This window comes from [Empedobacter] haloabium, assembly GCA_008011715.2.
GTDB lineage: Bacteria > Pseudomonadota > Gammaproteobacteria > Burkholderiales > Burkholderiaceae_D > Rugamonas > Rugamonas haloabia.
Window position 1 is genome coordinate 3,243,139 of the sequence record CP136508.1, and the last position, 18,431, is coordinate 3,261,569.

The following is an 18,431-nucleotide window of genomic DNA, read 5'->3' on the forward strand; positions in this document are numbered from 1 at the left end:
GGGAAATAAAAATGTGGCTTTTTCGCAATCCAGACACGCGGCGCGCCCGCACGCGGCGAAACGCGCTAGCATCGGATGCAAGGGGACGATCATGAAAAATGACGACAATCTCGGCACGCCGGCACTGGCACGGGCCGAACCGCCGGCCGGGGTGTTCGTGCTGGATGCGCAGCATCGCCTGCTGGGCCTGAGCGCCGGCCTGCAAGAGCAGCTTGGTGGCGATGGCGGCGTGCTGGCCGCGGCGCTGCAGCCGGAGGCGGCCACCGACCGCCCCGCCCCGGTCGGCCTGGCCGATGTCCTGGCCGGGACGGACACGCCGGGCCTGGCGCTCGTGCCGATCCAGTCGCCGCAAGGCGCGCCCAGCGGCTACGTGGGCGTGCTGGGCCAGCCAGCCAGCGCCAGCGCCCGCTTCCAGGAACTGCTGAACCACCTGCCGGCCGGCGTCGTCGTGCACGGCGCAGATGGCGTGATCCTGACGGCCAACCGCGCCGCCGAGCGCCTGCTGGGGCGCACGCTCGACAAGCTGCGCGGCGTCGAGGCCAGCGAATCCGAATGGGCGCTGCTGCAGGCCGACGGCAAGCCGATGCCGGCCGAGATGTACCCGGTGCACCAGGTGCTGCGCACCGGGATCGCGGTGGCGGGCTTCATTGCCGGCCTGCGCCGCGGGGCTGGCGGCGTGTCGTGGATGATCTGCAACGCCTACCCGGTGCAGGACGACGCCGGCGCGTTGGTCGAGGTCGTAGTCTGCTTTACCGACTGCACCAATCTGAAGGACGCCGAACAGCAGTTGCGCAAGTCCGAGGAGCGCCTGCGCCTGGTGCTGCGCGGTTCGCGCGATGCCGTCTGGGACTTCGACCTGCGCAGCGGCGAGGCCTATTACTCCGACCGCTGGTGGGAGATGCTGGGCTACCAGGCGGGCGAGGTGTCGGCCGACCAGCAGACCTGGCGCCGCTTCCTGCATCCGGACGATCGCATGGCGCTGAACGCCTTCATGCAGGAGCTGCTCGGCGGCACGCGCGACAGCTTTTCGATCGAACTGCGGCTGGCCCATCGGGACGGCCACTATGTGCCCGTGCTGTCGCGCGGCTTCGTGCTGCACGACAGCGCCGGCCGGCCCGTCCGGGTGTCCGGCACCAACACCGACCTGACCGAACGCAAGGAAAGCGAGCGGCGCATCTACCACCTGGCCTACTTCGATCACCTGACGGGCCTGCCGAACCGGCGCCATCTGCTGGAACAGCTGGGCAAGATCGCCAGCCGCAGCAGCAGGCTGGCACGCATCGGCGCCCTGCTCTTCATCGACCTGGACAATTTCAAGCAGCTCAACGACACGCTGGGCCACGATGCCGGCGACCTGTTGCTGCAGCAGGTCGCCGAACGGCTGCGTCATGCCGTACGCGACAGCGACCAGCTGGCCCGCCTGGGCGGCGACGAGTTCGTGGTGGCGCTGGAAAACTTGGGGGCCACCGACGAGGAGGCGGCCGTGGAGGCGGAGAAGGTGGCGCACAAGATGCTGGCGGTACTGCAGCGGCCGCACCGCCTGGCGGTACGGGCCGTGACGATCACGCCCAGCATCGGCATCTCGCTGTTCGGCAACGTGGCTACCGCGATGGACGAGGTACTGAAGCAGGCCGACATCGCCATGTACCACGCCAAGGCGGCCGGTCGCAACACGCTGCGCTTCTTCGACCCGGCCATGCAGGCCGCGATCGACGCGCGCAGCCTGATGGAAAACGACCTGCGCCAGGGCCTGCACGCGGGCCACTTCCCGCTGCATTGCCAGCCGCAGTTCAGCGCGGACGGCAAGCTGGTGGGTGGCGAGATGCTGCTGCGCTGGCAGCATCCCCAGCGTGGCCTGGTCGGTCCGGCCGAGTTCATCGACCTGGCCGAAAGCACCGGGCTGATCGTCGCCATCGGCCAGCAGGCGCTGTATGACGCCTGCGCCTGCCTGGCGCGCTGGGCCCGGCTGCCCGTGCTGTGCGATATCTCGCTGGCCGTCAACGTCAGTGTGCAGCAGCTGGTGCAGGCCGATTTCGTCGCACGCGTGCTGTCGGTGCTGGAGCAGACCGGCGCGCCGCCCAGCCGGCTCAGCCTGGAACTGACGGAAAGCATCCTGGCCGAGGACGACGTGATCGACAAGATGCTGGCCCTGCGCCAGCATGGTGTGCTGTTCTCGCTGGACGATTTCGGTACCGGCTATTCGTCGCTCAGCTACCTGAAGCGTTTCCCGTTCTGCGCGCTGAAGGTGGACCGCTCGTTCGTCAACGATGCGCGCACGGGCTCCAACGCGGGCGCCATCGCCGAGCTGATCGTCGCCCTGGGCAAGACCTTGGGGTTGAAAGTGATCGCGGAAGGTGTGGAAAACGAGCAGCAGTTCGGCTTCCTGCGCGAACAGCGCTGTGACGCCTTCCAGGGCTTCCTGTTCGCGCCGGCACTGCCGCTGGACGAGTTCGAACGGCGCTATGCCGTGGCGCCGGCCTAGGGGCCGCGCGCATCAGGCGGCTTGACTTGCGCGCTGCAAGGGTGGATGCTGTACTTCAGCGCGGGTGCGGCCGCACTCCGTCATTCCTCAACGCCCGGGGGCAACCATGTTTCAGGTAAGCGACACCAGCCGCGAACGGCGGCGCGACGCGGCGATGGCCGCGGCGGTGGACGAAGCGATCCGCTTCGACCGGGAATGCGGCGCGGCATTGGCCTGGGCCTACCTGGCCGGGCACGGCTTGCCGCCGGAGACGATCCTGCGCGTCCTGTCGCAGGCGCCGGACGGCGCGGTACCGCGCCGGCAAAGCACACATTGAGCGCCATGCCCCCTCGGGGCACGGCAGGAACCGGCGGCGCGAGCCGGCACCACGGCTTACCGATGGTTCAGTGGGTAGCGGCCTGCGCCAGCGTGCCGCGGGCGGCAAAGTAGCACGCGCCGGCGCAGCGTTCCAGGCCCGCGCGGTCCAGCACCACGACCATGCCGCGGCGGCACTGGATCAGGCCCTCGGCCTGCAGCTTGCCGGCTGCCGCCGTGATGCTTTCGCGGCGCACGCCCAGCAGGTTGGCGATCAGTTCCTGCGTTACCTTCAGTTCGCTCGATGGCGAGCGGTCCAGCCGTTCCAGCAGCCAGCGGCACAGCTTCTGCTCGATGCTGCTGTGACGGCTGCTGACGACATTCTGCGCCAGCTGGGCGAACAGGCAGCTGGTGTAGCGCATCAGCTGGTGCGCCAGCGTGCCGCCCTCGCCGAACAGCTCGCGCAGCGTATCGGTGCGCATGCGGTAGCCGTAACCGGCCGCCTGCACGACCGCCGTGTTGCTGGCGCGTTCGCCCTTGTACATGGTGACGCCCGCCACGCCCTCGCGGCCGACCACGGCGATCTCCGTCGTGATGCCGTCCTCGTTGACGTATTGCAGCGAGACGATGGCCGTGGTGGGGAAATAGCTGTAGTCGATCTTCTCGCCGAAGTCGTACAGGTGCTTGCCGGTTGGCAGGGCCACCAGTTCCAGTTCCGGCAACAGGCGTTCCAGCTCGTGCTGCGGCAGCGCGCGCAGCAGCTCGTTTTGCTGGACACCCGTCAGGCTGATGCCTTGAGGCACGCCCTGGCCGCGTTTCGCGGGCAGGTTCAGGGACTGGATGGGCGCGCGCAGCGCGGCGGATTCGGTTTGCATGGTCTTGTACATATGGAGCACCTGTAACGTTGTCATTTCCTCCACTTTATTGCTGAGCCCTCGATTTGGGAGTCGGACGAGTGGGCCTGCGCGTGTAGTACAGAAGCAATCGACGCTGTAATCTCAGTCCTACGTGAACTGGCGCACATTCAGCGCTCGTCGAACGAGGGAAAATACGTCTCAGAGGCAATTTCGCCGGGTCACCGCCACGATCAGCACATGAACAACTTCATCAAAGTCTCGTACGCCCTGCAACGTCAACAACGCGCCGTGGAACGCACGCTTTACGCCAGCTCGACCGAGGAAAGCGTCGTGGCGTCGAAGTGGGCTGGCGCCTGGCACCGCCTGGTGCAAGCCCGGCTGGACCGCATGGCCGGTGCCGAACAGCCGAGCCGCTACGTGGACCAGCGCGGCCGCTTGCTGCACTGACCCCGCTTGCCCGCCGGCGCGCCCTCCGCGCCGGCCGCTCCGCCTGCTCCCTCCAGCGCGATATCATTCGCGCAACAATTTCCTATAAAGCAATCAGTTAATACAGTTTCATGCTTGCGGCTGTGCTAGTATGCGGCGGCGACGCGCTGCCTCGATCCAGGGCCCGCCGTCGCACGTAGAACCGCTGCGGGCCCACCCGGCAACGCACGGCACGCCGAGACAACTCAGATATCAAAATGGAGAAGCAGTGAGTATTTTCAGAACTAAGAATCTTGACGCCATGGTCGCGGCCGGTCGTCACCCTGGCGGTTTGAAAAAAGTGCTGGGTCCCTTCGATCTCGTGTTGATGGGCATCGGTGCCATTGTCGGCACCGGTATTTTCGTGCTGACGGGAACCGGCGCGCTGACGGCCGGCCCCGCCCTGCCCCTGTCGTTCGTTATCGCCGCCTTTGCCTGTGCCTTCGCGGCCCTGTGCTATGCGGAATTCGCGTCCACCGTGCCGGTGGCCGGCTCGATCTACACCTACAGTTATGCCACCCTGGGCGAGCTGGTCGCCTGGATGATCGGCTGGGACCTGATGCTGGAATACGGCCTGGCCACCTCGGCCGTATCGGTCGGCTGGTCCGGCTACTTCCAGTCGCTGATCGCCGGCGTCGGCTGGCACCTGCCGGACGCGCTGACAGCGGCGCCGGGCGCCGTGCCGGGCAAGGAGACCTACTTCAACCTGCCGGCCCTGCTGATCATGCTGGTGCTGACCTGGTTGCTGTCGCTGGGCGTGCGCGAGTCCGCCCGCCTGAACAATGTGATGGTGGCGATCAAGGTCGGCGTCGTGCTGCTGTTCATCCTGGTCGGCGCGCGCCACGTGCAGCCCGCCAACTGGCAGCCGTTCATGCCGTACGGCCATACCGGCATCCTGAGCGCCGCCGCCCTGGTGTTCTTCGCGTTCATCGGCTTCGATGCCGTGACGTCGGCGGCCGAGGAAGTCAAGCGGCCCGAGCGCGACCTGCCGATCGGCATCATCGGCTCGCTGGCCGTCTGCACGCTGCTGTACGTGATCGTTTCCGGCATCATGACCGGCATCGTGCCGTTCAAGCAGTTCGAAGGCGTCGACCATCCGGTCTCGCTGGCGCTGAAGTTCGCCGGCGAGAACTGGGTCGCCGGCTTCGTCGATGCGGGCGCGATTCTGGGCATGACGACCGTCATCCTGGTGATGCTGTACGGCCAGACCCGCGTCATCTTCGCCATGTCGCGCGACGGCCTGCTGCCGAAGCGCCTGTCGTCGATCCATCCGAAATACGGCACGCCGTTCTTCGCGACCTGGGTCGTGGGCATCATCTTCGGCCTGATCGCCGCGCTGATCCCGCTCGACACGCTGGCCAAGCTGGTCAACATGGGCACGCTGGCAGCGTTCTGCCTGGTCTCCGTGGCCGTGGTGGTGCTGCGCAAGAAGCGCCCCGACCTGCACCGCGCGTTCCGCTGCCCGGGCGTGCCCGTGATCCCAGCGCTGGCCGTGATCTGCTGCCTCGGCCTGATGACCTACCTGTCACTGGAAACCTGGCTGGCGTTCGGCGCCTGGCTGCTGCTGGGACTAGTCGTCTACTTCGGCTACGCGCGCAAGCGGTCGTTGCTGAACTGATGCAATGAGAACGGGACCTGCGGGTCCCGTTTTTTTTGGGCGCTGTGCCCCGGTCCTGATGAACTTTCCGACTCAACCACGGTCCTACCTCCAGTTAACCCAACCGAGGGGAGCCACCATGGACTCGCGGCAAATCCAGGCGATGCAAGCGCAGGTGCGGCAGATGCTGGTGCAACGCACCGGCAAGCAAGTGGACGAGCTGCGCGAGGCGTTCGACCGGTGTACCTCACTGGCGGAGTGCCTTGCCATCATCGAAGCGCGCGGTCAGCGGACGCGCCGCTGCCCCCATTGCCAAGGCGAGCGCCTATACCGCCACGGTGTCTTTTACGGCCCGCAACGCTATCGGTGCCGCGCATGCGGCAAGAGTTTCAATGCGCTGACCGGCACGCCCCTGGCGTTCATCCGCCTGCGCGAGAAATGGCTGCCGTTCCTGCGATTTCGTCATCGGGGGCGGACCGCTGACGGCCGCCCAGCTGCAGCGCAGCCTTGCCAATGGAGTTTTCCGTGACACGCATGGCACCGCGGGAAAGCCGGCTGGCGGGCCACCTGTTCGCGCAGGCGCTGGCGGCGCTGGCGCGCCTGCAGACGCAGCGCGGGATGCGCGTGCGCGGCCCTACAGCAGCCGCAGCATCGCCGCCTTGACGACGCCGGCCGTCTTGTTGACGGCGCCCAGCTTGCTGAGGGCGTTGTTGACGTGGAAGTTCACCGTGCGCTCGGAGATGTGCATGATCTGGCCGACCTCGCCCGAGGTCTTGCCATCCGCCGTCCAGCGCAGCACTTCCAGCTCGCGCGACGTCAGCACCGAAGGCGGCGGCGTGGTGGCCGACACCAGCCGTGACATGCCTTCATGGGCCACCTGCACGAGCCAGGACATCTTCAACGAATGCTCGCGCAGTTCGGCTTCGCTCAGCACGTCGTGCGAGCGCGCCAGGGTCAGCAGGCCACCCACGCCGCGCGCGTCGTAGGAGGACTGGGCCCAGCCCACCCGCAGGCCATGGCCGCGCGCATCCTCCCAGAACTCGGGGCTCTGGCCGAACACGCTATCGTTCCAGACCAGCGGCAGGATCGACTTCATCCCGTGCGCCACGGTCGGGTCGATCCGCACATAGTTCAGCCTTGCATAGCGTTCCTGCCAGTGGGACGAATAGTTGTTGCGCATGTACACCTTCGGATTCGATACGGGCAGCGGCATGCGCAGCCCGTACGCGCAGTATTCGAATCCCAGGTCGCGAGCGGCAGCGGCCAGCACGGCGAACAGATCGTCCTCCGTTTCCGCCGTCAGTAAGCCCTGCAACTGCAGGTCCTGCCAGTGCGTGAAATTCACAGTTTTACTCCCTATGAAGCGGCGTCCGGCACCGGGTGTGCATCGGTATTGCCACCAACCGCCAACTCGGCGGATGCGCTCGTCTGCTCCGGACGTGGTACGGCCGTAGCGGAGCGTCTCTTATTGCAAGTGACAATATCAGCACGGAAATTTGCCGTCAAATCAAAAATTCGCCCAGCAATTCCGAAATGAGAAACATTTACAACACAGCGCTGTCAATCTTGACAGTGGCTCGCGCTGTCGTACCACGTTTCAATAGCCCATACGACGCGCCCGGCGTCGCTCTTGCAGGAGAAATACATGTCCGACCTACCCTACGTACGCATGACGTTCGACGCCATGCAGCGGCGCTCGTTGCGTCATCTGGTCTCAGCCCTGGACGAAGACGACCACGCCCTGCCGGGTGATGGCGCCGTCGCCAGCGCCATCACAGGCTATACCGAATGGGTCGGCGATGGCGAGCCCGTCCTGACCATGGGCTGGGACTGGGAAATGCGTGCCGGGACCGACGGCAGCGGTGTCGCGCTGCGCCGGGTCGGCGATCCGCGCAGCAACCTGTGTGTCGTGATGCGGCCCGGTGCTGCAGATGATATCGAAGACAGCAGCACTTTGCTGAAAATTCTGATCGACCGTTCGAACTGGCAGGAGGAAACGTTGCGTTATCTGCAGCGCCGCTACGACGGCTGACGCTGCCCGCCCGGCACACTGCCGCGACCCCGCCCCGTACCGCCCCGATGCTGTCAGCAAAACTGACCGGCAGGATACATTTCCGCCTAACTGTCAAATGTTACAGTTTTGGTCGCCGCGCAAAAATAGTCAAATGGCAACTCCAGATCAACCACATCATTTAATTGGAGCGGGCCATGAACAATATCGCGGGCAGCAGCAGCACTCTCAGCAAGGAGTTGTTCGAACGAGTCGGGCGTTACCGTCACAAGGTTTTCATTGAAACGCTGGGCTGGGAGCTCACCACGCGCAACGGCGAGGAACTCGACCAGTTCGACCGGCCGGACACGCTGTACGTGGTGTCGCAGGACGACGACGGCAATGTGAACGGCTGCGCCCGTTTATTGCCGACCAGCCAGCCTTACCTGCTGGGCGAGGTGTTCCCGGAACTGATGAACGGCGCGCCAGTGCCGTGCAGCCCCGAGGTGTGGGAGCTGTCGCGCTTCGCGGCGGTGGATTTCAACAGCCGCACGACGTCGGCGCTGTCGCAGTTCTCGTCCGAGGTGGCCGTGCGCCTGCTGCAGGATTCGATCGCGTTCGCCGCCGAACAGGGCGCCAAGCGGCTGATCACGGTGTCGCCGATCGGCATCGAGCGGCTGCTGCGCCGTGCCGGTTTCCATGCCCACCGCGCCGGCCCGCCGATGATCATCGGCGGCCACCCGATCTTCGCCTGCTGGATCGAAGTGCGGCAGCCGGGTCAGTGAGGTGCGCGCAACGGACGCGGCTGCGGCAGGGCCGGCGGGACGACGATCGCGTCGTTCAGCCGCAGGAACTTGAAGCCCGCCAGCCGCGTCACCGGCTTGCCCGTGCGTGCCTGCTCGTCGGCGCGCCGGGCCGCGCGGGCGATGAAGGTGTCGAAGGTTTCCTCGCGCACCTGCGGTTCGGCGGAGTTGAGGAAATGACGGCTGCCGTCCGGCCTCGTCACGACCAGCCCGACGTGCGACACCCAGTACTTGCCGTCGCGAGTCGAGACCACGTTGACGAAGTCGCCATCCGTCAACCGCCCCAGCACGCGCAGCGCGACAGTCGTCGGCACGTAGGTCTCGCGGCTGCGCGTGACCGGCAGCGCCGCTTCGGTGCGGTGGCGGGTGCGCAGGAAGGTCGCGCGGTCCACTGTGAGCTCGTAGCTGGCGGCATCCTGGCCGCCCAGGTCGGCGCTGACATCCGTGACCAGCCAGCGGTTGTTGACGTTCCAGTCCTGCTCCGTATAGTGGTTGCGGGTGGCCACGCCGATCACGCCATCGCGGTAGCGGATCCGTTGCAGCATCCAGAAGAATTCCTCCCATGAGGCGGACAGCGCCATCGCGTAGGTCTGTTCCGCGAATACCACGCAGTCGCTGTACTGCAGGCTGAACATCGGCAGCTCGTCGTGCACCTGGTAGGGGAACTCGCCCAGCAGGTTGAGGCGGTACGGCTGGCCGATCGTGCGGCGGCCAATGGCGGCGATGCGCTTGCGCAGGTCCGGCTCCGTGGCCTGCAACCGGGCCAGGTAACCGTCCACCTGTTGCGGCGTCATGCGGTACACCGGCTGCGGCAACGGCGTGCCCGGCGCGTGACCATCGCGGTTGCCGCAACCGGCCAGCAGTGCCGCCATCAGCGCCCCTGCCCCCACCCACGTTCCCTTGCCACCCATCGCCGCTCCCCGCAAAAAGCGCTCACGATAGCGCGGATGACGCGTGCGCGCAACGCCGCGCCGGTCATCGCGCCGGGCGATGGCCGCACGCTTCATATTCTTTGTGTTTTTCATACGTCTTCCTCAATACTGCACAGAGAGCCTGGACCGGCCGGACAAAGCAAGGGAGAGCACATGACGACGATGAAACGCAGGCCGCTGGCGGCGGCGGTGGCAATGGCCATGGTGGCAGCGGCGGGCGCCGCCCGCGCGCAGCAGGCACCGCCGGCGGAGCCCATGCAGAAGGTGGAGGTGACGGGCATCCGCGCCTCGCTGGCCCGCTCGCTGAACGTGAAGCGCAACGCCACGGCCAACGTGGAAGTGGTCACGGCGGAGGACGTGGGCAAGATGCCCGACAAGAACCTGGCCGATTCCCTGCAGCGCCTGCCCGGCGTGGCCGTGCGCACCGATTACGACGAGGCGGAAAAGGTGTCGATGCGCGGCACCAATCCGGACATGAGCCTGATCATCTTCAACGGCCACGCCGTCAGCACGGCCGACTGGTACATCGTCGACCAGAACTCGTCGAGCCGCAGCACCAGCCTGTCGCTGATGCCCTCTTCCGTGCTGAACCAGGCCATCGTCTACAAGACGGCGCAGGCGAACATCGTCGACGGCGGCCTGGCCGGCACCATCAACGTGACGACCCGGAAGCCGCTGGCGCAGAAGGAAAGGCTTTCCGGCCTCGTCAGCGCGGGTGTCAGCTACGCCGACCTGCCCGGCAAGAGCGCGCCGGACGCCAACGCCAGCATCAACTGGAAGAACGACGCCGGCACCCTGGGCCTCATCGTGCAGGGCTTCGCCGAGAAGCGTCACATCCGGCGCGATTCCGTGTCGCGGCTGGCGTATGGCGCCTCGAGCGGCTGGGACGTGATCAACACGTCCGCCATGAAGGGCATCACGGATGCGTCGCTGGCCGGCACCGGCCTGACGGCCGCGGACCTGAACGGGGTACGCATGCCCGGATCGATGAGCTCCGAGTTCGTCGAAGGGGTGCGCGACCGCAAGGGCGGCATGTTCTCGTTGCAGTACCGGCCGGACGAGCGGCTCGACGTGACGACGACCGGCTTCTACTCGAAGATGAAAGCCAATAACCACGGCCGGCTGACCTCCGGCGCCATGTACAGCATGCTGCTGGGGAAGGCGGACCCGCTGGGGGGCCTGGCGACCAATACCAGCGTCAACGGACGCCAGGTGTTCGCGAGCATCAAGAATCCCGTCATCGTCGACGAGACCACGCTGTACGGCCACCCGCTGCGGGTGCTGCAAAGCGCGGAGATCGTCTACCCGGACGGCACGCCGCCGCAATACATCGGCAACTCGGAAGCGTTCTACCGCGACGGCGCCACCGCCGAAAGCGCGTTCCTGGACGTCGATGCCAGCTGGCGCGTCAACGACGACCTGCGCCTGAAGGCGCTGGCCTCGACCACGCGCGGCGTCGGCAAGACGGCGCGCGACCAGGGCACCACGTGGGCGCGCTACGGTACCGGCGTGGCCTACCGCCTGGGCGACGTCGACGATGCGCCGTTCGTGCAGTACTTCGGCGCGGGCGCGAATCGGCCCAGCCTGAATCCGGACGGCAGCGGCTACACGATGGTGGGCCGTACCGTGTCGTCCACCCGCACGGTGGACCGCGAAAGCAGCCTGCAGCTCGATGCCGAATACCGGCTGGGCTGGCGCATGCTGACCACGTTCGAGACGGGCCTGCGCTACGCCGACCACCGCCGCCGCAACCAACGCACGTCGCCCGCGTTCCGCCAGCCCGCGCTGGGCACCGCGCCGGCCGGCTACGTGACTTACCCGTCCGACTTCGGCCAGGACCTGGACGGCGACTTCGACAACACGGGCTTCTACTTCACGCCGCAGGCGCTGAAGGACTATATCAACGCATCGATCCGTCCCACCACGCCGGCATTCGAGCGCCGTGTCGTCAACGAAATCGACATGCGCGAGCGGCAGACCGCGTTCTACGTCATGCAGAGCTTCGAACACGGCCAGTGGAGCGGCAACGCCGGGCTGCGCTTCGTGCGCACGCGCGTCAACGCCGACATCGTCACGCCCGTGCCGGCTGGCGCCTGCCTGAAGACCGAGCCGGGCCAGCCGGCCGTGCCCTGCCCCGCCTACCCTGGCGCGATCACGACGGCAGGCGACGGCAGCACCTATTACGAGGGGGTGCCGTTCGACCCGAAGGCGGGGCTGGTCTACTTCAAAACGCCCAGCGACCGCACGTTCGACAATCCGCTGCCCAGCGTGAACCTGCGCTACGAGTTCGCGCCGGGCGTGGTGGCCCGCTTCGGCGCCAGCCGCACCATCGGCCGGCAGAACTACAACGTGCTGGGCTCGGGCTACGGCACGCCGGGCTGCAGCGCCAGCGGCTGCACGGTGACGGGGCCGAATCCGGGCCTCAAGCCACTGACGTCCGACAACGTCGACCTGTCCTGGTCCTGGTATTTCGCGCCCCGCTCCGTGCTGGCGCTCGACCTGTTCCACTCGTCGATCGACGGCTACGTCAAGACCGGCACCGTGACGCAGGGCGAAACGGTGCAGCTGGTGGACCCGCGCGACAATACGGTCAAGACCTTCTTCGTCAACACCTCGTCGCAGCAGGGCGCGCGCATCAACGGCATCGAGATCGCCTTCGAGCGGCCGCTGTGGGGCAGCTTCGGCATCACCTCCAACGTCAGCCGCGCCAAGACCCGCGTGGACGACGGCCGGCCGATGGTGGGTGCGTCGGAGTGGGCCGGTAACCTGGGCGGCTACTTCGAGAACGACCGCCTGAGCGCGCGGCTGGTGTGGAACTATCGCGGCAAGTACGTCAGCAGCACGACGGCGCCCGCCCCCACCGCCAACAGCCAGGGCCAGAGCGTCATCAACGGGGTGGCGATGCCGACGGCGCCGACGATGGCCAAGGGCGTCGCCACGCTGGCCGCCGCCGTCAACTACACGATCCGGCCGGGGCTGGTGGTGTCGCTCGACGCCACCAACCTGACCAACACCAAGCGGGCGCAGTATCGCTACAGCGAGGCGGAGCAGCAGAAGCTCGACGTATCGGGGCGGCAGGTGTACGTCAACGTGAAATATCGCTTCTGAGCGTGGGGTCTGTCCCTGCAAGGGACTGCCCCCGAAGTTTGCCTCGACAGTCAGCGGCAAGCAAACAGCACTGCAGGGTCAGTCCCCTTCGGGGACAGACCCTGGTGGCTTACCCCAACGCCAGCGCGATGCGCCGGAATTGCCGCTGGTCGGCCGGCAAATGCTTGCACTTGACGCCACCCGGCTGGTCCTTGCCATCGTCGGACAGGATGTGCAGCAAACCGTCCGGATCGAAAAACAGCGCCTCGGGATTCAGGCCGGACAGCTGCGGCACGTCCAGCTTGCGTGGGCGCTCCTCCGGCAGCCCCGACCACCGGTACACAGCGAATTCCTTGCCCTTGCCAGGCGGCCCGGCCACGATGAAGTAGCCGTCGCCGTGCCGCTCGATGCTGCGGATGCCCTGCCCGCCCAGGTCCACGGACAGGTGCGGACCGAAACGCGCCGGCTTTCCGTCCACGACTTCGGCCGGATTCTCCAAGACCAGCAACAAGGCGCCCTCGGCCGGCGCGGGATTGCGCAAGCCGATCAGCAGGTGGCCCTCCGGCGTATCCGCCAAGCCCTCGATACTGAGCCCGCCCGGGTCCTTCGGTGCCTTCGAGGCCGCACCCAGCAGATCGTATCGCTGCTGAACCGGCGTGCCGGCCAGATCGTCCAGCAGCCGCCGGCACGGTCGACCGAGCGGCACCAGCAGCCGTTCGCCCGGGCCGCCGCGGCGCGTGGCGAACAGCACGCGCCGGGCTGGCGCGGGGTTGCCGTCGCCATCCGCGCCATGGGAGCCGATCCAGTAGATCGTGTCGCCGACCAGCGCGCTGCCTTCCAGGTCCGCCTCCTCCTTCCCGCCCAGGAAGACGTGCAGGTCGATGTCCTCCCCGGGCAGCGGCAGGCCCGGCGTATCGAAGCGGTAGACCTTCAGCACGCTGACCTCGTCATCGGCGACAACGAAGCGGTCGGCGTCCAGGGCGAGCGCGGCGGAGGCGTTGCACAGGCCGCGGTAGACGTGGGGGGCGATGTTGGCGATGTTCATGGCGGGCTCCGGGTTGTCCTGCTTACAAGATAGCAGAGCGGCCACGGCGCCGCCAACACGACACTCAGCCCTCCTTGCCGTCGATACGGGGGCGGGCCAGCCGGCCCGCATAGGCCGCGACGAACAGCGCGAATGCGACGGTCCACGCGACGGCGGCCAGCAGCATGGCGCCGTTGCGCAGCGCGCCGCTGTCCAGTGCCGCGATCAGCCGGGCCAGCGCCGCCAGCTGGATCGCCACGAACATCCACACCTCGGGCGTACCGGCCTGCAACGGCCGTCCCGTGTGGCCCAGCGAGGTACGGCACATCATGCCGATGATCAGGCCGGCCATCGAGCCCACCGTCAGCGCGTGGAAGGCGGCGCTGGTGGGCGTGCGGCCCAGCGCCGCCAGGGCCAGCAGCAGGAAGCCGACGCCGATCCAGGCGTACGACAGGTGCAGGATCCACAGCAGCGGCACCTTCAGGGTGCGCTGCGGCTGCCAGCCGGCCAGGCGCCAGAAGGTCAGCGCGCCGGCCGCGGCGCACAGCGGCGCCGTCAACCAGGCGGGCGCGCCGGCGACCCAGGCGACGCCGGCGGCGACGGTCGTCAACAGGCCGGCCTTGTCCAGCCGCGGCCGTACCGCGGGATTACTGCCCGGTGCGCCGTTACGGGTGAACATCGGCAGCACGCGCACGCCGATCACGGCCTCCATCAGCACGATGACGAAGATGGCGCCCTGGGCCGGCAGCAGCGGCGACCACTGCGCCCAGCCCAGCGCGGCGGCGTGGTGCGCCACGTTGGCCGTCGCCAGCAGGAGCAGCAGGAAGACCAGGAAGTAGTTGCGCTTGTTGCCGGCCTGGCGCATCACGCGCCACAGCGGCCAGGCGGCCAGCGGCAGGAACAGGCTGTCCACCAGCGCCGCCCACGGGCCGCTGCTGACCAGCATCGCGACGCGGCCGGCCAGCCACAGCGCGGCCAGCAGGGCCAGCGGCGTGCCGCGCGGCGTCCACAGATTGGTCCAGTTGCGGCCTGCCGTGTACAGGAAGCCGACCACGACGGCGACGGCCATGCCGAACACCATTTCGTGCAGGTGCCACAGCAGCCCGACGGTGGGCAGGCGCAGCGCGCCGTAATAGCTCGCCATCCACAGCGGCACGGCCAGCGCGGCGAACGCGGCGCCCAGCAGGTAGAACGGCCGGAAGCCCAGGCGCCACAGGCCGGCACCTTCGGCTTGGGTGGGGGATGGATCGTCGATGGTCAGCAGCGTCATGATGGTCTCCTTGAACACGGCTCGATTGTCCCGCCGCCACGGCGCGCTGCCAACGGCGACACCGAAAAAGACAATCTGGATCATGCTTTTCGCACGCAGCGGGCGCCATCGTTGGACAGCGTGGCGGCGCCGGCACTACGCTGGAGTCCTCGATCAACGTGAAGGAAAACACCATGCAGACCACGATGCTCAAACTCGCCGGCATTCCCGACGACAGCGCCACCCGTACCATCGCCGACGTCCTCAGCGCCGCCCCGGGCGTGCTGGCGGCCCGGCTGTCGACGGCCGGCGCCAGCGTCGCCATCGACTACGAATCGCCGCAGACTTCGCCCGAGCGGCTGCGCACCGCGCTGGCCGAGGCCGGCGTGGCCAGCGAGGTGCGCAAGACGCCCGCTACCGCTTGCTGCGGCGGTTGCTGCGGGGGTTGAGCGTCCGGCGGCGCGGGCAAAACAGCTCAATCGTAGTGCTCGGCCTCGGCCGGCGGCACCACCCAGCCATGCATCCGGCTCTCGTACACCGACACGGTCGGCGCGGGAAACGCCGGATCGGCGAACGCGCCGACGGGGATCGCCACGAACTCCGGCAGGTCATTGATTTCGTAATACACCGTCGCGCCGCAAGCAGGACAGAAGTGGAACGTGGCGGACGTGCCTTCGTCGCCGGTACGGGTGTAGCGGGTCGACTGGCCCGCCACCGTCACGTCGGCGCGACGGTACCTAGCCTGCTGGGCGAACACACTGCCGCTGCGGCGCTGGCAGGCCAGGCAGTGGCAGATCGAATTGCGTACCGGTTCGCCGCTGACCTGGGCGGTCAGTTGGCCGCAGCTGCACGATGCCAGTCTGGTTGCCATCCTGGTCCTCCTCTCATGGAAGCGCGCGGTAGGACTGGTCCATCTCCTACCCCTGCTGCGCGCGCCGATGCTCCACCGCGAACACGGCTGCCTGCACCCGGCTGGACAGGTTCAGCTTCTTCAAGACGTTCTGCACGTGGATCTTGACGGTGCTTTCCGACAGGTCCAGCGAACGGGCAATGACCTTGTTGCTCTCGCCCCGGGCCAGGCAGTCGAGGATTTCCTTCTCGCGCGGCGTCAGCCGGTCCAGGTCGGACGCCGGTTCGGCCGGCCGCGTGCCGGCCTGCAGCTGCGCCACCAGCTTGCTCGTCATGGCCTCCGCGACGACCGTCTCGCCGGCGGCCGCGCGGCGCACGGCGCGGGTCAGGTAGTCGGTGTCGATATTCTTCAGCAGGTAGCCGCTGGCGCCCGCCTTCAGGGCCGCGGCCAGGTCCTGCGCGTCCTCCGACACCGTCAGCATGACGATGGCGCTGTCCGGGCAGTCCTGCAGCAGCAGCTGCAAGGTCTCCAGTCCCGACATGCCGGGCATGTTCAGGTCCAGCAGCACCACCTGGGGCTTGAGCTGCTTGGCGCGCTTGATGCCTTCGACGCCGTCGGCCGCCTCGCCCACCACGTCGAACTCGGGGTGGCGCTGCAGCAGCGAGCGGATGCCGCTGCGGAACAGCGTGTGGTCGTCGATCAGCAGCACGCTGATCGGCTGGGTGGTTTCTTCCATGGTCGTTCTCCTTGTTCTGTTACGCGGCGCGCCGCAGTTCGCGCGGCAATTGCACCAGCACCGTGGTGCCGGCGCCCGGTGCCGATCGCACTTCGAGCGTGGCCGAGATGCGCTGGGCGCGCTCGCGCATGATGTGGATGCCCACGTGGTGTTCGCCGCGCTGCGCCAACCCCGCCACGTCGAAGCCGTGGCCGTCGTCCTTGATCGACAGCGTGAAGTCCTGCGCGTCGCGCAGGGTGACCTGCACGTGGCGCGCGCCCGCGTGCTTGCGCACGTTCGACAGCGCCTCCTGCACGATGAACAGCAGTTGCAACTGCTGCTCGCGCGGGAACGGCGCGCCGTCCAGGTCGGCCTTCAGCTCGACGGAAATGCCGGCCTGGCGCTCGAACTTGTCGATGGTGGTCTGCAGCGAATGCACCAGGCTGTCCTCGACCAGGCGCGTGCGGAAGTTCAGCAGCAGCTCGCGCACGTCCTCGTAGCTTTCCTGCACGCCGGCGCGCAGCGCGGGCACGATGTCGGCCACCTCGTCCAGCTTGTGGGCGCGCACGGACTGCTCCAGCATCTGCACCTGCAGGTTGAGGAAGTTCAGGCCCTGGGCGATGCTGTCGTGCAGGCCCTGGGCCACCAGGTTGCGCTCTTCCGAGATCGCCATCTCGCGTTCGCGCGCACCGAGCCGCAGGTTTTCGATGGCGGTGCCGAGCAGCTGGCCCAGCGTCTCGAGGAGAGCCTGCTCCTGCGGCGTGAAGGTGCGCACCTTGCGGAAGTGCAGGTTGAACATGCCCAAGTGCTGCTGGTGCGCATAGATGTGGAACATCGACACCGTCTCGTAGCCCTCGCGGCGGCACTCCAGCTCGGCGCCGCGCGGCATCTGGCGCAGGTCGTGCACGATCGTGATCTTCTTCTGCACCGATTCGCCGCACAGGCAGTCGCCCACCTTCATGCAGTGCTCCGCCTCCACCAGCTGCGGCGACAGGCCGTGATGGACCAGCATGTGCAGGTTGCCCCGTTCCGGGTCGAGGATGCGCACCGAGCCGCCATCCGCGCCGAAGTAGTCGGACAGCCGGCGCAGGAAGCCCTGGCACATCTCCTCGGCCGGCTGCGGGCGCTGCAGGAAGGCGGCGCTGTCGTACAGCAGCGCCAGTTCGCGGTTCTGCGCCGCCAGCGCGGCCGTCTTCGATTCGACCAGCTGCTCCAGGTTGGCGTACACGCCCTGCAGACGGTCGGCCATCTGGTTGAAGCCCTGCGCCAGCTCGCCGAATTCGTCGGTGCGGTCGGACGGCAGCCGCACCTCGAAATCGCGCTCGCGCATGCGCGCCATGCCGCCCTGCAGCGACGTCACGGGGGCGATGATCAGGTTGAACAGCAAGTAGATGATGCTGACGGTGCCCGCCGTGGCGAACGCCAGCAGCAGCAGCTGCGAGCCGCGCAGCCAGAAGGTGCGGGTCTCGCTGTCCCGCTCGATCTGCTGCACCAGGCGCGCCACATCCGTGACGAACACCTCGGCGTCGCGCTGGAAGGCCCAGGCGCGCTCGCGTTCGATACCGGGCTGCGCCAGCAAGGCCAGCGCTTCCGGGCGCAGGCGCGTGGCCCAGTGCTCGGTGACGCGCTCGAAGGCCTGGCGGATCGCCGGCGCCGGCGGCAGGAACAGCGGGCGCTGCGGGTCGCCGTGGCGCAGCTGCGCCAGCGTGTCGTCCAGCACGCCCAGCTGGCGGCGCGCGTCGGCCGCCGCCGCCTCGCGCCGTTCCGGTTCGGCCATGCCGGCGATGCCAAGGCTGAGGCGGAAGCTCGTCATGCGCAGGCTGCCGGTGACGTTGATCGCGGCCGCGCTGCCTTCGAGCTGCCAGGACAGGTACAAGGTGGCGCCGATCACGGACAGCGCCATGATCAGGAAACCCAGCAGGCTGCCGACGATCTTGGTGGACAGCTTGCGCCAGGCCGGGTCGTGGGCGACGCGCAGCAGCGCGCTGTGGGACCGGGCAGTGCCGGCGGTGGTTGTCTGGGTGTTCATAGTTCCTCGGCAGGGGCCGTGCGATGTTTCAGTATACCGCCCACCGCCGGGTCCGTG

Annotated in this window: 17 protein-coding genes and 1 pseudogene; 10 read left to right on the top strand and 8 right to left on the bottom strand. The window is 67.6% G+C overall.

The features are described from left to right. The first annotated feature begins 91 nt into the window (after positions 1 to 91). Complete coding sequence (locus E7V67_014140; protein WUR10865.1) at positions 92 to 2,482, top strand: EAL domain-containing protein; 2,391 nt, start codon at positions 92 to 94, stop codon at positions 2,480 to 2,482. A gap of 106 nt (positions 2,483 to 2,588) precedes the next feature. Beyond that, complete coding sequence (locus E7V67_014145) at positions 2,589 to 2,798, top strand: hypothetical protein (GenBank protein ID WUR10866.1); 210 nt, start codon at positions 2,589 to 2,591, stop codon at positions 2,796 to 2,798. Positions 2,799 to 2,865: 67 nt separating this feature from the next. On the opposite strand, the gene E7V67_014150 is transcribed toward E7V67_014145, so the two are convergent. Then, positions 2,866 to 3,651 carry a Crp/Fnr family transcriptional regulator gene (locus E7V67_014150; protein ID WUR10867.1) on the bottom strand — a complete coding sequence of 262 codons (786 nt, stop codon included), beginning with the start codon at positions 3,649 to 3,651 and terminating at the stop codon, positions 2,866 to 2,868. Between the two features lie 219 nt (positions 3,652 to 3,870). Here E7V67_014150 and E7V67_014155 point away from each other — a divergent pair, with 219 nt between their 5' ends. The 4 genes and pseudogenes from E7V67_014155 (at position 3,871) to E7V67_014170 (ending at position 6,358) form a co-directional block, all read left to right on the top strand. Then, on the top strand, positions 3,871 to 4,080 hold the full coding sequence (locus tag E7V67_014155) for a hypothetical protein (GenBank protein WUR10868.1): 210 nt from the start codon (positions 3,871 to 3,873) through the stop codon (positions 4,078 to 4,080). A 247-nt stretch (positions 4,081 to 4,327) separates the two neighbouring features. Beyond that, positions 4,328 to 5,716, top strand: coding sequence for an amino acid permease (locus E7V67_014160; protein WUR10869.1), 1,389 nt, complete (start codon positions 4,328 to 4,330; stop codon positions 5,714 to 5,716). Between the two features lie 280 nt (positions 5,717 to 5,996). Beyond that, positions 5,997 to 6,149 (top strand): annotated as a pseudogene (locus E7V67_014165) (IS1595 family transposase). A 71-nt stretch (positions 6,150 to 6,220) separates the two neighbouring features. Further along, positions 6,221 to 6,358, top strand: a complete 138-nt coding sequence (locus tag E7V67_014170) for a hypothetical protein (GenBank protein ID WUR10870.1) — start codon at positions 6,221 to 6,223, stop codon at positions 6,356 to 6,358. On the opposite strand, the gene E7V67_014175 is transcribed toward E7V67_014170, so the two are convergent. Then, positions 6,330 to 7,040: a LuxR family transcriptional regulator gene (locus E7V67_014175; protein ID WUR10871.1), complete on the bottom strand. Its 711-nt coding sequence runs from the start codon at positions 7,038 to 7,040 to the stop codon at positions 6,330 to 6,332. The genes E7V67_014170 and E7V67_014175 overlap by 29 nt on opposite strands. 300 nt (positions 7,041 to 7,340) lie before the next feature. Here E7V67_014175 and E7V67_014180 point away from each other — a divergent pair, with 300 nt between their 5' ends. Next, the gene (locus E7V67_014180; protein WUR10872.1) at positions 7,341 to 7,727 is read left to right on the top strand and encodes a DUF4902 domain-containing protein; all 387 of its coding nucleotides are present in this window, start codon (positions 7,341 to 7,343) and stop codon (positions 7,725 to 7,727) included. A gap of 176 nt (positions 7,728 to 7,903) precedes the next feature. Continuing rightward, positions 7,904 to 8,470 carry an acyl-homoserine-lactone synthase gene (locus tag E7V67_014185; GenBank protein WUR10873.1) on the top strand — a complete coding sequence of 189 codons (567 nt, stop codon included), beginning with the start codon at positions 7,904 to 7,906 and terminating at the stop codon, positions 8,468 to 8,470. On the opposite strand, the gene E7V67_014190 is transcribed toward E7V67_014185, so the two are convergent. Then, positions 8,464 to 9,513 carry a DUF1460 domain-containing protein gene (locus tag E7V67_014190; protein ID WUR10874.1) on the bottom strand — a complete coding sequence of 350 codons (1,050 nt, stop codon included), beginning with the start codon at positions 9,511 to 9,513 and terminating at the stop codon, positions 8,464 to 8,466. The genes E7V67_014185 and E7V67_014190 overlap by 7 nt on opposite strands. A 60-nt stretch (positions 9,514 to 9,573) precedes the next feature. Between E7V67_014190 and E7V67_014195 the strand changes: the two genes are divergently transcribed. Then, positions 9,574 to 12,528: a TonB-dependent receptor gene (locus E7V67_014195; GenBank protein ID WUR10875.1), complete on the top strand. Its 2,955-nt coding sequence runs from the start codon at positions 9,574 to 9,576 to the stop codon at positions 12,526 to 12,528. Between the two features lie 109 nt (positions 12,529 to 12,637). Here E7V67_014195 and E7V67_014200 read toward each other — a convergent pair whose 3' ends face one another. Further along, positions 12,638 to 13,552 carry a DUF3616 domain-containing protein gene (locus E7V67_014200; GenBank protein WUR10876.1) on the bottom strand — a complete coding sequence of 305 codons (915 nt, stop codon included), beginning with the start codon at positions 13,550 to 13,552 and terminating at the stop codon, positions 12,638 to 12,640. Between the two features lie 64 nt (positions 13,553 to 13,616). Continuing rightward, entirely contained in the window at positions 13,617 to 14,801 is a 1,185-nt protein-coding gene (locus E7V67_014205) for an NnrS family protein (GenBank protein WUR10877.1), read from the bottom strand. Between the two features lie 173 nt (positions 14,802 to 14,974). On the opposite strand from E7V67_014205, the gene E7V67_014210 reads away from it, so the two are divergent. Next, positions 14,975 to 15,229, top strand: coding sequence for a hypothetical protein (locus E7V67_014210; protein ID WUR10878.1), 255 nt, complete (start codon positions 14,975 to 14,977; stop codon positions 15,227 to 15,229). A 26-nt stretch (positions 15,230 to 15,255) separates the two neighbouring features. Here E7V67_014210 and E7V67_014215 read toward each other — a convergent pair whose 3' ends face one another. From E7V67_014215 to E7V67_014225, 3 genes are read right to left on the bottom strand one after another with little or no spacing between them, the layout of a single operon-like run. Beyond that, the gene (locus E7V67_014215; GenBank protein ID WUR10879.1) at positions 15,256 to 15,651 is read right to left on the bottom strand and encodes a GFA family protein; all 396 of its coding nucleotides are present in this window, start codon (positions 15,649 to 15,651) and stop codon (positions 15,256 to 15,258) included. Between the two features lie 46 nt (positions 15,652 to 15,697). After that, complete coding sequence (locus E7V67_014220) at positions 15,698 to 16,366, bottom strand: response regulator (protein ID WUR10880.1); 669 nt, start codon at positions 16,364 to 16,366, stop codon at positions 15,698 to 15,700. A gap of 19 nt (positions 16,367 to 16,385) precedes the next feature. Next, entirely contained in the window at positions 16,386 to 18,374 is a 1,989-nt protein-coding gene (locus tag E7V67_014225; protein ID WUR10881.1) for a type IV pili methyl-accepting chemotaxis transducer N-terminal domain-containing protein, read from the bottom strand. Between the last annotated feature and the right edge of the window lie 57 nt (positions 18,375 to 18,431).